The organism is Burkholderia sp. BCC0419 (genome assembly GCF_902830285.1).
Taxonomy (GTDB): domain Bacteria; phylum Pseudomonadota; class Gammaproteobacteria; order Burkholderiales; family Burkholderiaceae; genus Burkholderia.
On the sequence record NZ_CADESR010000007.1, the window covers coordinates 219,377 to 234,766 of the forward strand.

Sequence of the window (15,390 nt, forward strand, 5' to 3'; positions counted from 1 at the left end):
TCGGCGAGACGGATCGTCCGTACACGCCGGCCCGGCCAGATCGGCAATCGCGACTCTGGCCGACGGCGAATCACGACGGCCATTAGCGAGATCGCGTTTGAAAGGAAACAACTTTACGGAATGTGGCTGTGCCCCAAAAGGAGACGAATCCCAAAACATCCAGCAAACCACTAGGACGAGTTCGAATACATTTTTAGAGCATGGCAGACATGCGTTGCCCCGCACGTGGGATGGGCAGCCCATTAGAAAACTTCGGGGAGGACGACGCCACGGCTATCGCCGCGGCAGAGGCGGTACGAGGCGGAATCGCGTCGTAACGTGACGCGATTCCGGCCCGCACCGATGGATCAGACTAGCTGAGTTGCAATGGCTGATTGCACGAGCAGTTCGACGTGCAGTGCAGCGTTCTCGTACAGCGTATAAGCCTGGCCGTTGATCGCAACCAAACCCTGGTTCGTCCACTGACCGTTGCCGAGGCCGTTCATGCCCGACAGCTCGACCCGATCGCCGGCATTGCCGTTCACCATCAGTTGCGTGTGGCCGTCATTGCGGAACACGTTCTCGTGGCCGAGCTCCAGCACATCGCGCATCGACAGCTTCAGCGTGTTGTTGCCCACGCCGGTGATGTCGAGAATCTCGATCGACGAAATCTTGTCGTGCCCGCCGACATTCAGCAGCTTCGATATGTCGAGCGTCTGGTTCGCGCCCGTGAGTTTCAGCGTATCGATACCCGCGCCACCGTGCAGACCCGCGTGCTGGTTCGTGAAATACGACACGTTGTCGAGCTGGAATTCCGTGCCGTGCGATGAACCGAAATATTCTGCATCTGCATTCGTCAGCACATGCTGTACATCGGCCGGAGGGACGAGCTCCGTGATCGTTTCCCAGGTCGTCTTGGAAAAGCTGCCGCCCGAGAAGCCGACGTTGTCGATCCAAGCCAGCCCCGCTGCATAAGCCGGGAAGTATTCGCCCCCACCGGTCCCGCTGAATCCGAACGATGCAAACTGGAGATTGTCCGGCAATACGATATGGTACGTACGGATTTCGAGCTCAGACGGGGGTTGCGAACCACGATACCCCTCGAGGAAATAGCGATGCACCAGGTTTCCGGCATCGTCGAAGAAATCGATCGCAAAAGACGTCGCTTTCGACCTGGGCGCCCCGAGGTCGATGGTCAGTGCCTGCGCGTGCGCCCCGCCATTGAGGTAGAACTTCGCCCCCGCCAGATCGACCAACAACCCCGTCTCCCCGACCGGCGGCTTGATGCCCGAGCCGAGAGGGGCGCCTCCCGACAACCGAATGCCTTGGCCAGTCATCTTCGTACTGAGCCCCAACGAAAAAATTCCGAAATTGGTGGGCATGGCTCCCGCTACCAGATCACGCGGCGTCTGGTCGTTGAAGTTCACCTCGGCCGAAGGCGCGATGGGGCCGAAACTCCCCCCTGCGAACCCGACGTTATCGATCCAGCCCAGCCCCGCGGCATAACCCGGGGAGTATGGCCCCCCGCCAGTCCCGCTGAATCCGAACGATGCGAATTCGAGATTGTCCGGCAATACGATGTGGTAAGCACGGATTTCGAGCAGAGTGGGAATTTGCGAAGAGTAGGCCCCCAGGAAATAGCGATATACCAGGCTCCCTGCATCGTCGAAGAAATCGATCGCAAAAAGTCTTGTATTCGACATGGGCAACCCGAGGTCGAGCGTCAATGCCTGCGCGTGCGCCCCGCCCTTGAGGTGGAATTTCGCCCCCGCCAGATCGACCAACAACCCCGTCTCTCCGACGGGCGGCTTGAGGCCCGTACCGATCGGCGAGCCACCGGCCACTCGGAGGCCTTGCCCCCTGTACACCGACTTCGCATCGAGTACCAGCGAAAACACCCCGAAATCAGTCGGCATTGCGCCCGGGACCAGATCGCGCACCGTTTCGTTGTTGAAGTCGTACGTCTTGTACTGGATACCGCCGGTGCCCTGACCTCCCGACGTATGCGCCTCGTAACGCGTCACCAGGTAATCGGAAATATTCCCGCTCCGGTCCACCAGCGCGACGCCGTAACTCGTGTGTTCGTCCATCGACGCCGCGATGCCCGCCGGGATCGTGACCTTCGCTCGGCCCGCTGCGATATCCGCCGCCGTCAGGTTGTACGAGATGCGCTGGTCGCCGATCATCACGTTGATCGCGTCCCCCACCACCATGTTCTTGCCCGCAAACGACACGTCGATTGCGTTGACTGAACGCACTGCCGTCAGCACCGGATCCGGTGACAGCGTATCCAGCTCGACGTCGTACGTCGTCGTCGTGCCAGCCACACCGTTACCGTTGACCACCCGCGTCTGGATCGTCCAGTTGCCGCCGTGCGCATTCATGTCGGTCACCACCCACGTGCCGTCCGACTTCATCAGTGCATCCACCCACGTCCGGCCGCCGTCCGTCGACACCTGTACCTTCTCGCCGGCCGCCAATGCCGCGGTCAGATGGCCGCTCAACAACCGGCCCGCCGTTCCATCGTTCGTCAACCGGTCGAAATTGAAGTTGCCGCTGTCGTGACCCATCTCGTCGAGGATCGCCTTCGTCGTCGGCACCGGCGGCGCTACCGTCCCGATGGTCACGTCGAAACCATCCGAGCGCACGCTCGTATTCCCCGCCGGGTCCATCGCCGACACCGTCAACGCATGCTTGCCGTTCGACAGTCCGGACGGCAACTGGAACGTCCACGTGCCGTCGATATTTGTCGTCGTCGTGCCCAGCACCGTCATGCCGTCGTAGATCGTCACCGTCGAATACGCTTCCGCGCGACCCGACAGCGTCGGCTGCGCGCCTTCCGTCGCCGTTTCGATCTTCGGTTGCGACGGCGGCGTCGTATCGAGCTGAATGCCGTACGATGCGGACGGCACGCTCAGGCCCACTTCATTGCTCGCCCGCGCCGTCAAACGGTATTCGCCGTCGTGCAGCGGCTGCGTCAGCGCGAAACTCCATGTGCCGCTTGCGCCGACGACCGCCGTCCCGACCTCGACACCATCCACCAGAACATGGATCGTCGCGCCGGGATCGCCACGCCCGCTCACCGTCGGACGCGGGTCGTTGGTCAGCCCGCCTTTTTCGATCACGCCGGTGTACGGCGGTACGTTGTCGGTCACCGTGTCGATCGTCGGACGCGACGGGCGCGTCGTTGCTTTCTGTTCTGCCATGTTTGCTTTCTCGTATCGGTCCAAGATGTCCCGGAGCCATCCGGACAATCCAATATTCGCTCCGCGGCGCGCCCCAGCGGTTGCCACGGAGCGATCAATCGCAGTTCGTTATGCCGTCTCGAGTTCGATTTCGACGCGCCGGTTCTGCGCGCGTCCTTCAGCCGTCGCATTGGCGGCAACAGGCTCTGCGGCTCCCTTGCCGACGGTCGTGAAATGTTCCGCATGCAGCCCGCCGGTACGCAGGTACGTGGCCACTGCTCGCGCACGCGCCTCGGACAGTCGAACGTTATGGGCATGCGCGCCCTGCGAATCGGTATAGCCCGTGACCGTCACGCGACGAAAGCGGGCATCGCGATTCACATCCAGAAAGCGGTTGAGTTCCTGGCGTGCGCCGGGTGTCAGCACCGCACTGTCGAACGCGAAGTTCGCACTGCCTTGCAGCAGCACCTGACGCTGCGCGACGGGTGCGACAACCGGCTGCGGTTGCACGACCGGTTGCGGTTCCGCGGCGACCGGCGGCGCGACGCTCGCCTTGGGTGGTACGCCGCACATGAACGTCAGTTCACGCGGATCGCCCATCGCGGCGCCGCCACGCACGCGATCGATGGCTTGCAGCGACGTGACGGGCTTGCCGGCACAGAACTTCTGCGCCGCCGCCTCGCATGAACGCGTGCTGGACACGAGCCCTTCGCAGGTCACGCGAAAGACCGGCGCCGACTGGTCGGCCGCCTTGACGGCCCGGACGGTGTACGTCGGCCCCGATTGCGTCGTGCACGCGCTCAGCAGGACGACGAATGCGCCGAGCAGGCTCCGGTGGAATAGGTATTGCGGTGTTTGCATGATGGTTTGGCCCGCTCGAAGCGGACCCGTGAAAATGACGAATGGAAATTAAGTCGCTCAGGCATGGTGCGATACGCGGCGCGACAGGCACGACAAGTGCCCGCTCGGCCCGCACCGCGATCACGACGCGGGCCGAACGGCCCGCGCTACCCGCCTTACCACTGGTACGACGCACCTGCACCGAAGGTATTGCCGCCGCCGCTGAGGCTGACGCCGGCACGCATCTTCAGGTTTTCCGTGATGCGCGCTTCGCCGCCCATCGCGACCGCCTGATAGCCCTTGAACGACGCGCCGGCTACGCCGAACGACAAGGTCTTGCCCGGATCGACGCCCGGAATCATCGTCAGCGCCGTGGCCCCCGCGATACCCGAATAGGCATTACGCGAGATGTCGTTGATCTGGCCTTGCATCCCGCCGAGCGCCCGGTCGAACTGCCCCTTGCTGACGGCATCCGTGGCCTTCACGCCATCCGCGATATTGACGATCCGGCGCTCGTTGCCTGCCGAGCCGACCGACACCGTGTTGGCCTCGGTCGCCTTCGAACCGCTGCCCAGCGCGACCGAGTTGGTCGCACCGGACGACACGGTCGCGCCCTGCCCCAGCGCCGTACCGCCGTCGGCCTGCACCTTCGAACCGGCGCCGACGGCCGTGCCGTTGTTCTTGGCGTCAGCGATCTGCGAGCCGGAACCGACAGCGATGTTGCCGTTGCCGGTGCCGGGTTTCGCGGCGACGATCTCGGCGCTGTCCTTGCCGCTGCCACCCGTGCCGCTGATCAGGTCGTTGCCGTTCTTGCCCGAGTTGCCGTCGTTACCGCCGCCAGGCGTGATCGCCACGTTCAGGCGTTCGTCGATGTTGTTGACGCGCCCTTCCAGCTTCGAGAACTGGCCGTAGTTCACGGCGTCGTACTGGCTCCTGCCGTCTGCGACGTTCGTCAGCACCACCGGTCCCGTCGACAAGCCGTTGCCAAGCGTCACCTTGCCCCAATTCACGGTGCCGTCGCCGTTCTTGTCGTACGCGACCGCGCCGACCAGCTTCGTGGCTTCACCGAGATTGCTCTGGATCTGCGTGACCCGGTTGTCGATGTTGGTCAATGCGTCGCCTGCATTGTGGAAGCTGTCGCCACCCACCTTGTAGGTCGGCGCAACGATCTCGCCGGTTTTGTCATCGACCTTCGCACCGCCGCCGAGCGCGTCGGTCACGCCGCTCAACTGGCTGACGTTCACCGCATCCGTCTTGGCCGTACCCGCCGCCACGTTGTGCAGGGCGACCGGTCCGGCCGCGTCCTTGCCGCCGAGCGTCACCGAACCGTAGTTCGTCGTGTTGTCCGCGTTCTTGTCGTACACGACCGCCGATTGCAGCTTGCCGTCTTCACCGACCAGGCCAGCCGAGCGCAACTGCCGCACGTTGACCGCATCGGTTTCTTCGGTACCGTCCGCGACGTTCTTCAGCTTGACCGGTGCCGCGCCAGTACCGCCTAGCGTGATGGAGGTATGTGCGTCATCGTCGTACTGAACCGCGTTCGCGAGCCCCTTCTGCAGCGTCCCGATTTGCGTCGTGTTCGCCGTCGTGCGCTCGTCGACATGCTTGAACGCATCGCCGACGTTGTCGTACGTGTTCTTCAACCCATCCGCGGCAGTCAGTTCATACGTCGGCGCCGAAATATCGCCGGTCACCGGATCGAACTTGGCACCGCCGCCGAGACTGTCCGCGATGCTGGACACGGCGAAATTCAGCTGGCCGCCGTTAACTGCCTCGGTGCTGTCGAGTGCAAGCGAGCCGTCCGCGACGTTGCGAATCACCGTGCCCTTCGCGCCGGCCAACGTCACCGCTGCCTGGGTTGCGTTGTCATAGACGACCGCGTTCGAGTTCGTGCCGCTGCCGGAACCGCCGTCACGCTTCTCCAGCGCCTTGATTGCATCACCGACCGACGCGTAATCCGTGCCGTCGACCGTATAGACCGGTGCAGTGACCTTGCCGTCCGGGTCGATGCCCGAGCCGCCGCCGATCGCATCGGTCACGCCCTTCAGTTGCGACACGTTGACCGCATCCGTCGACGTCTTGCCGGCGGCAATGTTATGCAGCGCGACAGGGATACCGGCGTTCATGCCACCGAACGTCACCGAAGCGAAGTTGGTGGTGCCGTCGGCGTGCGTATCGTAGGTCACGGCCGCGAGCGACTTGCCGCTCTCGCCGATCAGGCCCGACGACTTCAGCTGCGACACGTTCACCGCGTCCGTGTCGGACTTGCCCGACGCCACATTCGACAGCGTCGTGCCGCCTTCGCCCGCCAGCGTCGCGGACTTGAAGTTCGGCGTGCCGTCTGCGTTCTTGTCGTACGTCATCGCAGCCACCGCGTTGCCGTCCTTGTCGATCAGGCCCGACGACTTCAGTTGCGACACGTTCACCGCGTCCGTGTCGGCCGTACCGGCCTTCACGTTGGACAGCGTCGTGCCGTTCTGGCCAGCCAGCGTCACCGAGTCCTTCTGCGCGCCGTCATAGGCCACCGCATTCGGATCCGTGCCGTTTCCGCCATCACTGCCACTCTTCGCCGCAGCCTGCAGCGCGTCGTTGACGTTGTGGTACTCCTTGCCGTCGATCTTGTACGTCGGCGCAGTCACGTCACCGTTCGCGTCGAAGCCCGTACCGCCGCCGACCACTTCCGCGAGGCCCTTGAGCTGCGCGAGGTTCACCGCATCGGTGTTCTGCGTGCCTTTTGCGACGTTAACGATCTGCCGCTCGGCGCCTGCGGTGCCGATCGACAGCGCATTCGCACGATCCGCGAGCGAGCCGGCGCCCAGCGCGATGCTGTTCGACTGAATCGCCTTCGAGTTCGCCCCGAGCGCGACGGCGTCGGCCACGTTCCTGGCCACGTTCGCGTTCGTACCGACGGCAATGCTGTTGACGGCCCCGCTCATCGTTACCGCCTTGTCGCCGATCGCGATCGAGCTCTTGCCCACGGCCATCACGCCGTTGTTGCCGACCGCCACCGCGTTTTCCGCGTTGGCCTTGGCCCGAGAACCGATTGCCAGCGCGCCCGGGCCATTCGTCGTGACCATACTGCCCATCGCGACCGAATACGGGTGGTCGACGCCGGTTTGGGCAATACTGCCGATCGCGACCGACTGGTCCGAATTCGCGACTGCCTGCAGACCCACCGCGATCGCATTGATCCCGCTGGAACCACTTCCTACGCCAATGGCGGCGGACGTACCCATCTTCGGATCGCGACCGTTCATCGACGCAATGTTCGGCATGCTGCCGTCCGCCCCCAACCCCTCGATCGCGACGAAGCTGCCCGGCTTCGATTCGACGTCACGCGTCTGCTTCAACGTCATCAGGCGCTTTTCCTGGGCAGACACGTTCGCGTTGAGCTTGTCCAGCGCCGCATGAAGCTGGGAACCGTTCACGGCATCGGTACTGTCCGCACCGACGTTGCCAGCAGCCACGTGAACGATACGGCGCTCTTCACCGACGCTACCCACCGCAACGGTATTGTCGTCGTCGGCAATCGAGTTGTAGCCGATTGCCACCGAGTTGAGGCCGTTCGCGCGCGACCCCGACCCCAATGCCATCGTTTGAGGCCGGGTTGCCCAGGCGTTCGCACCGATCGCTACGCTTTCGGGACCTCTTGCAATTGCCTCGCGCCCATCCGAGTTGACCTTGATGTACTTGAGCCTGACCGCTCCGTTGACGAGCGAGTCTTCCAGATCGTTCAACTGGTCGACGTTCACTGCGTCCGTGCCGGCCTTACCCTTTGCCACGTTCGACAGCGTTACCGGACCCGTCGACTTGCCTCCGCCCAGCGTCACCGAATTGAAGTTCGCCGTGCCGTCCGCGTTCTTGTCGTACGTCACCGCGGCAATCGACTTGCCGTCCTCGCCGATCAGGCCCGACGATTTCAGCTGCGACACGTTCACCGCGTCCAGGTCGGCTTTGCCCGCCGCAACATTCGACAGCGTCGTGCCCGTCTTGCCCGCCAGCGTCACCTTGTCCTTCGACGTGCTGTCGTACACCACCGCCAGCGATTCGCCCGTCGTCTTGTCGATGACGCCGCCATCCGTCAGCGTGTCCTTCAGGTTGCCGAGGCTCTCGTTCGTCGCGAACAGTTGCGAACCATTCACCGCGTCCGTGCTCGTCGACGACAGTTCGCCGGCCTTCACGTTCGACAGTTTCGTGCCACCTTCACCCGCCAGCTTCACCGACTTGTAGTTCGTCGTGCCGTCCGCGTTCTTGTCGTACGTCACCGCGGCGACCGACTTGCCATCCTCGCCGATCAGGCCCGACGATTTCAGCTGCGACACGTTCACCGCGTCCAGGTCGGCTTTGCCCGCCGCAACGTTCGACAGCGTCGTGCCACCTGCGCCTGCCAGCGTTGCCGACTTGTAGCTCGGCGTACCGTCCGCATTCTTGTCGTACGTCACCGCGGCGCGCGTGTCGCCGTTACCATCCACCAGGCCCGTGTTCGTGAACTGGTTGTTGATGTTCGTGATGTCTCCCGTATTGCTCGCCACACGGCCGTCCAGGTTCTCCAGCGCATCGCCGACCGTGTGATAGTCGACCTGCTTCGAACCGCCTGCTGGATCGGTCAGGCTATACGTCGGTGCCTTCACCTTGCCGTTCTCGTCCACCGTCGAGCCACCGCCCAACGCGTCCGCCACGCTCTTCGCCGTGCCGTACAACTGCGATCCATTGACCGCGTCCTTGCTGTCCACGCTCACCGTACCCGCATTCAGGTTCGTCAGCGTCGTGCCCGTCTTGCCGGTCAGCGTCACCTTGTCCTTCGCCGCGCTGTCGTACGACACCGACAACGGATTCAGGCCGCCTTCCACGTTGCGAATGGCGTCCGTCAACTGATCGACGTTCACCGCGTCCGTGCCGGTCTTGCCCTTTGCCACGTTCGACAGCGTCACCGGGCCCGCCGACTTGCCTCCGCCCAGCGTCACCGAATTGAAGTTCGCCGTGCCGTCCGCGTTCTTGTCGTACGTCACCGCGGCAATCGACTTGCCGTCCTCGCCGATCAGGCCCGACGACTTCAGTTGCGACACGTTCACCGCGTCCAGGTCGGCTTTACCTGCCGCAACGTTCGACAGCGTCGTGCCCGTCTTGCCCGCCAGCGTCACCTTGTCCTTCGACGTGCTGTCGTACACCACCGCCAGCGATTCGCCGGTTGTCTTGTCGATGACACCGCCATCCGTCAGCGTGTCCTTCAGATTGCCCAGATTCTCGTTCGTCGCGAACAGTTGCGAGCCGTTCACCGCGTCCATGCTCGTCGACGACAGTTCGCCCGCCTTCACGTTCGACAGCGTCGTGCCACCTTCACCTGCCAACTTCACCGACTTGTAGTTCGGCGTGCCGTCCGCGTTCTTGTCGTACGTCACTGCAGCGACCGACTTGCCGTCTTCGCCGACCAGACCCGACGACTTCAGCTGCGACACGTTCACCGCATCCATATCGGCCTTGCCGGCCGCCACGTTCGACAGCGTCGTGCCGCCTGTGCCTGCCAGCTTCACCGACTTGTAGTTCGGCGTGCCGTCCGCGTTCTTGTCGTACGTCACTGCAGCGACCGACTTGCCGTCTTCGCCGATCAGGCCCGACGATTTCAGCTGCGACACGTTCACCGCATCCAGGTCGGCTTTGCCCGCTGCAACATTCGACAGCGTCGTGCCCGTCTTGCCCGCCAGCGTCACCTTGTCCTTCGACGTGCTGTCGTACACCACCGCCAGCGATTCGCCGGTTGTCTTGTCGATGACACCGCCATCCGTCAGCGTGTCCTTCAGATTGCCGAGGTTCTCGTTCGTCGCAAACAGTTGCGAACCGTTCACCGCGTCCGTGCTCGTCGCCGACAGTGCGCCGGCCTTCACGTTCGTCAGCGTCGTGCCGGCCGTACCGGCCAGCGTCACCTTGTCCTTCGTATCGGTGTCGTACGCGACCGCGTTCGGATCGGAGCCGCCGCTCTTCGCCATTGCGTCCAGCGCATCGCCGACGTTGTTGTACATCGTGTCGCCGACCTTGTACGTCGGTGCCTTGATGCTGCCGTCCGTATCGATGCCCGCGCCGCCGCCGAGCGCGTTCGTCACGCCCGTCAACTGGCTCACGTTCACCGCGTCGTTGTTTTGCGTGCCCTTTGCGACGTTAACGATCTGGCGCTGGAGCGAATTCGACCCGACGGAGAGCGCATTGCCACGCTCGGCGATGGAATTGGCGCCCAGTGCGATACCAGCGTTATTGCCCGACTTCACGCTCGCGTTGGCACCCAGTGCAATGGCATCCGTGACGTTTTGCGCGATGTTCGCAGACTTGCCCATCGCAACGCTGTTCACGGTACCCGCCGCCGCCAACGCCTTGTCGCCGATCGCGATCGAGCTCTTGCCCACGGCTGTCACGCCATTGTTGCCGACCGCCACCGCATTTTCGGCATTGGCTTTTGCTCGAGAACCGATTGCCAGCGCGCCCGGGCCATTCGTCGTGACCATGCTGCCCATCGCGACCGAATACGGGTGGTCGACGCCGGTCTGGGCAATACTGCCGATCGCCACCGCGTAGTCGGAACTCGCGACCGCCTGCAGACCGACTGCGATCGAATTGATCCCGCCAGCGCCACTCCCTACGCCGATGGCGGCGGACGTTCCCAGACTCGGATCGCGACCGTTCATCGACGCAATATTCGGCATGCTGCCGTCCGCCCCCAACCCTTCGATCGCAACGAAGCTGCCCGGTTTCGATTCGACGTCGCGCGTCATCCGCATCATCCGCTTGTCGAGCTGCGTATTGGTGGTGCGCATCGCATCGGCCAACTGCTTCATCGTGACGGCATCGGTTCCGTCGACGCCATCGCCGACGTTGACGAGCCGGCGCGTCGCTCCCGTGTCGCCTACCGACACGGTATTGGCGCCCGTGGCGACCGAGTTGATCCCGATCGCGACGGAGTTCATGCCCGACGCTCTCGAACCCGAACCGATCGCCAACGTATCGACGTTCGTCGCACTCGCTTGCGAGCCGATCGCCACGCTGTTCTTGCCAAGTGCACTGGCCTGCATGCCGGTGGCCCGAACCTTGATGTACTTCATGTCGAGCGTACCGTTGCCGAGATCCTGCTTGATCTCGTCCTTGACATCGCTCAGGCCGCTTTGAAGCTGGGCCACGTTGACGGCGTCGGTGCCGGCCGTGCCCGTCGCGACGTTCTTCAGCGCGACCGGCTTCGTGGTGCCCGTGCCGCCCAGCGTCACGCTCGACTTGTTCGCGCTGTCGTAGTGGACGGCATTCGCATCCTCGCCACCGCCGGCTCCCCCCGTTGCAGCCGCGGCCTGAAGCGCATCGCCGACGTTGTTGTAGGTCTTGTCGCCGACCTGGTAGGTCGGCTTCGACACGGTGCCGTCCGAATTGACGGTCGACGCGCCGCCGAGGGCGGACGCGACGCTCGACGATACGTCGTACAACTGGCCGCCGTTCACGGCGTCCTTGCTGGCCGACATGACCTTGCCCGCCTTCACGTTCGTGACGACGGTGCCGCCCATGCCACCCAGCGACACGGTGCTCTTCGTTGCATTGGTGTACGTGACAGCCAGCGATTCGCCAGTCGACGGATCGATCAGGCCGCTATCGTTCAGCGATTGCTCGACGTTGGTCACGCGGTTGTTGGTCGCGAACAGCTGCGCGCCGTTGACGGCGTCCGTGCTGTTCGACGACAACGTGGCCGCCCGCACGTTGGTGAGTTTGACCGCGGCCGAACCGGTACCGCCGAGGGTCACCGAACTCTTCGCGTCGGAGTCGTACTCGACCGCGTTTGCCGACCCGCCGCCCGACGTCGAGGCGGCGAGCAGCGCGTCGCCGACGTTGTCGTAGGTCTTGCTGCCGATCGTGTAGGTCGGCTTCTTGATGTTGCCGTCCGCGCCGACGGTTGCGTTGCCGCCCAGTACATCGGTTACGCCCTTGAGCTGCGCGACGTTGACGGCGTCGGTCGCCTGCGTGCCGCGCCCGACGTTGACGATCTGGCGCTCGAAGCCGGCGGTGCCTACCGAGACCGTCAGGTTGCGGTCAGTTTCGGAATACGAACCGAGTGCCAGGGAGTCGGCACCGCGCGCCGCCGCACTCTGACCGATCGCGATCGCGTTTTCCGCTGCGGCCGCAGCTTGCGCCCCGATTGCCATCGTGCCCTGGCGCGTCGCCATCGACGAATCGCCGATCGCCAGCGAGGATTCCGCGGTCGCCTTCGCCTTGCGGCCCAGCGCGTAGGCGCCCCAGCCGGTCGCCTGCGCCTCGTTGCCGAGCGCGATCGACGACTTGCCGCCCGCGTTTGCGCCCGCCCCCAGCGCGATCGCCCCTTCGTCGCCCAGTGCCGACGCGCTGGCGCCGAGCGCGACGTTGTTGCCCGCCGCCGTCGCCGCCCCCCCGATCGCCACCGCGCCGCCGAGGCCCGTCGGCGACGGACGCGTGCTCGCGCTGCTGCCGATCGCGATCGACTTCTCGCCCATCGCCGAGGCATTGTCCGAGCCGTCGCCCCTCGCGTCGATCTTCACGTACGCGCTGGTGTCGGGCACGACTGCCCGGGTGTTCGGGACGCTCCGCTTGAGGGTTTCCCGATCGACCGGCTTCGCGTCGGTCAGCAGAAGCGGATCGTCAACATCGTCCGCATACGCGGAGCCCATGGAAGCAACGATGAGCGCGGTGGCCGCCGCAATCTTCGATTTCGCTGAGCGCGACGACTTCGAGCGTCCGCGCGCAATTTCCGACGCCGCACACCAGGTGCTGGTCGAGGCGTTCCACACGACACGATATGACTTGTTCATACGAACCTTTTCCTTTGGGTAAACCTCTCCACGACGCGCATCGGTTTTGCATAGCGATGCCGATACGACGACGCGGCGAGAGCGGTGACAAGTAGCTCAACGCTTACGGTTTTCCGGAAAGAAATGCGAAACGTGCATGCTGAGAAATCACCCGAACAGGGGCGGAAGATCATGCCGACAAGGCCGCTGAATCGCGCGTTTCAACCGGATAGTGAAAGCTGGTTGAAACTCTATTGGCGAGCGTCCACATCGAAAACAGGACCGTTACTAAATCACCAGAAATTCAACTGGAACTCGTACTAATTGTTTTTGATATTCAATGGAATTTACAAGATTTGAAGGATTTACCCTTTCCAGCTGCCAGTTGAATAATTTGATATTTTCTGTATTAAAAAAACGGTAAACGTCGTTTTGCAAACGCGAATCAGCCAGGACGACACGCGTCGACGCCGGACGCGTGCGCGGCCCTCCCGATCGCGCACGCGCCCGTCGGGAAAAATCCGCTATACTCTTCCGACCTGCCGCCTCCTAAGCGGCAGGTCGGAAGTGCGCCGATTTGCTGACTCGATTGCGGGCGCGCGAACCGGCCGGGGCCTTGATGCGTCATGCGTCACTCCCCGGCGGTTCACTACAAATGCGGCTAAAGAGGTCGTCAGCCGCGCACCTTCGCCTCCGCGCCTCGCCGACACCGTTTAGCCGCCCAGTCATAAGGCGGAACGAATGGAATCGATCGGCATCGTCGCTCCACAGACCATGCACTTCGCCGAACCGCTGCGCTTGCAAAGCGGCAGCGCGATCGGCAACTATCAGCTCGTCGTCGAGACGTACGGCGAGCTCAACGCCGCGCGCTCGAACGCGGTGCTCGTCTGCCACGCGCTCAACGCGTCGCATCACGTCGCCGGCGTCTACGCGGACGATCCGCGCAGCACCGGCTGGTGGGACAACATGGTCGGTCCGGGCAAGCCGCTCGACACCAACCGCTTCTTCGTGATCGGCGTGAACAACCTCGGCTCGTGCTTCGGCTCGACCGGCCCGATGAGCATCGATCCGTCGACCGGCAAGCCGTACGGCGCGAAGTTCCCGGTGGTCACCGTCGAGGACTGGGTCCATGCGCAGGCGCGCGTCGCCGATGCGTTCGGCATCGAGCGCTTCGCCGCGGTGATGGGCGGCAGCCTCGGCGGCATGCAGGCGCTCGCATGGAGCCTGATGTATCCGGAACGCGTCGCGCACTGCATCGACATCGCGTCGACGCCGAAGCTGTCCGCGCAGAACATCGCGTTCAACGAGGTCGCGCGCTCGGCGATCCTGTCCGATCCCGATTTCCACGGCGGCGACTACTACGCGCACGGCGTGAAGCCGAAGCGCGGCCTGCGCGTCGCGCGGATGATCGGCCACATCACGTACCTGTCCGACGACGACATGGCCGAGAAATTCGGCCGCGCGCTGCGCCGCGCGGACGGCGCGCTCGATGCATACAACTTCAGCTTCGACGTCGAGTTCGAGGTCGAGTCGTACCTGCGCTACCAGGGCGACAAGTTCGCCGACTACTTCGACGCGAACACCTACCTGCTGATCACGCGCGCGCTCGACTACTTCGATCCGGCGAAGGCGTTCGACGGCAACCTGAAGGCCGCGCTCGCGCACACGCAGGCGAAATACCTGATCGCGAGCTTCTCGACCGACTGGCGCTTCGCGCCCGCACGCTCGCGCGAGATCGTGAAGGCGCTGCTCGACAACAAGCGCACGGTCAGCTACGCGGAAATCGACGCGCCGCACGGCCACGACGCGTTCCTGCTCGACGACGCGCGCTATCACAACCTGATCCGTGCGTATTACGAACGAATCGCCATCGAGGTGGGAGCATGAACCAGCAAGCGCTGAATTCCCTGTCCGCGCGCGCGGACTTCCGCACGATCGCCCGCTGGGTCGAGCCGCGCTCGACCGTGCTCGACCTCGGCTGCGGCGACGGCTCGCTGCTCGCGCTGCTGATGGAGGAGCTGGACGTCACCGGCTACGGGATCGAGCTGAACGACGCGGGCGTGCTCGCGAGCGCCAAGAACGGCATCAACGTGATCCAGCAGAACCTCGAGGACGGCCTGCGCCTGTTCGAGGACCACAGCTTCGACATCGCGATCCTGTCGCAGACGCTGCAGACGATCCACCAGACGGCCGCGATCCTGCGCGAAACGGCGCGCGTCGGCCGCGAGTGCATCGTGTCGTTCCCGAACTTCGGCTACTGGCCGCACCGGCTGTCGGTGCTCCACGGCCGGATGCCGGTATCGAAATCGCTGCCGTACCAGTGGCACAACACGCCGAACGTGCGGGTGCTGACGATCAAGGATTTCGAGGCGCTCGCGCCGGAGGTCGGCGTCACGATCCTCGACCGCGTCGTGCTGCACGAAGGCCAGCCGATTCGATGGGGAGCGAACTGGCGTGGTAGTCTTGCTGTCTATCGCGTCAAGCGCAGCTGAGCCGGGGAGCCGTTGACGGAAGATCCGGCCCGCCCACGCGCGCGGCCGCCCCTCCTGTGCCGTCCGCGCCGCCTGCGCTGCCGCCGCCATCAGTCAACGCTACCCAGT

Annotated in this window: 6 protein-coding genes; 3 read left to right on the forward strand and 3 right to left on the reverse strand. The window is 64.0% G+C overall.

Annotated features, from left to right (window positions below; translation table 11 throughout):
* Window positions 1-347: 347 nt before the first annotated feature.
* The 3 genes from HWW87_RS27895 to HWW87_RS27905 form a co-directional block, all read right to left on the reverse strand.
* Window positions 348-3,185, reverse strand: a complete 2,838-nt coding sequence (locus HWW87_RS27895) for an Ig-like domain-containing protein (protein WP_175823008.1) — start codon at window positions 3,183-3,185, stop codon at window positions 348-350.
* A gap of 108 nt (window positions 3,186-3,293) precedes the next feature.
* Window positions 3,294-4,025, reverse strand: a complete 732-nt coding sequence (locus tag HWW87_RS27900; RefSeq protein WP_175823009.1) for an OmpA family protein — start codon at window positions 4,023-4,025, stop codon at window positions 3,294-3,296.
* Window positions 4,026-4,180: 155 nt separating this feature from the next.
* Window positions 4,181-12,496 carry a YadA-like family protein gene (locus HWW87_RS27905; RefSeq protein ID WP_244107352.1) on the reverse strand — a complete coding sequence of 2,772 codons (8,316 nt, stop codon included), beginning with the start codon at window positions 12,494-12,496 and terminating at the stop codon, window positions 4,181-4,183.
* On the opposite strand from HWW87_RS27905, the gene HWW87_RS37280 reads away from it, so the two are divergent.
* The 3 genes from HWW87_RS37280 to metW all read left to right on the forward strand — a co-directional run bounded on the left by HWW87_RS37280 (window position 12,456) and on the right by metW (window position 15,282).
* Window positions 12,456-12,833, forward strand: coding sequence for a hypothetical protein (locus tag HWW87_RS37280; protein ID WP_244107353.1), 378 nt, complete (start codon window positions 12,456-12,458; stop codon window positions 12,831-12,833). The two genes, HWW87_RS27905 and HWW87_RS37280, sit on opposite strands and share 41 nt — an antisense overlap.
* Before the next feature lie 698 nt (window positions 12,834-13,531).
* A complete protein-coding gene (locus HWW87_RS27910; protein WP_175823011.1) occupies window positions 13,532-14,677 on the forward strand; it encodes a homoserine O-acetyltransferase in 1,146 nt (381 codons plus the stop codon).
* Entirely contained in the window at window positions 14,674-15,282 is a 609-nt protein-coding gene (gene metW, locus HWW87_RS27915) for a methionine biosynthesis protein MetW (protein ID WP_034179337.1), read from the forward strand. The genes HWW87_RS27910 and metW overlap by 4 nt, the downstream gene beginning before the upstream one ends.
* The last annotated feature ends 108 nt before the right edge of the window (window positions 15,283-15,390 follow it).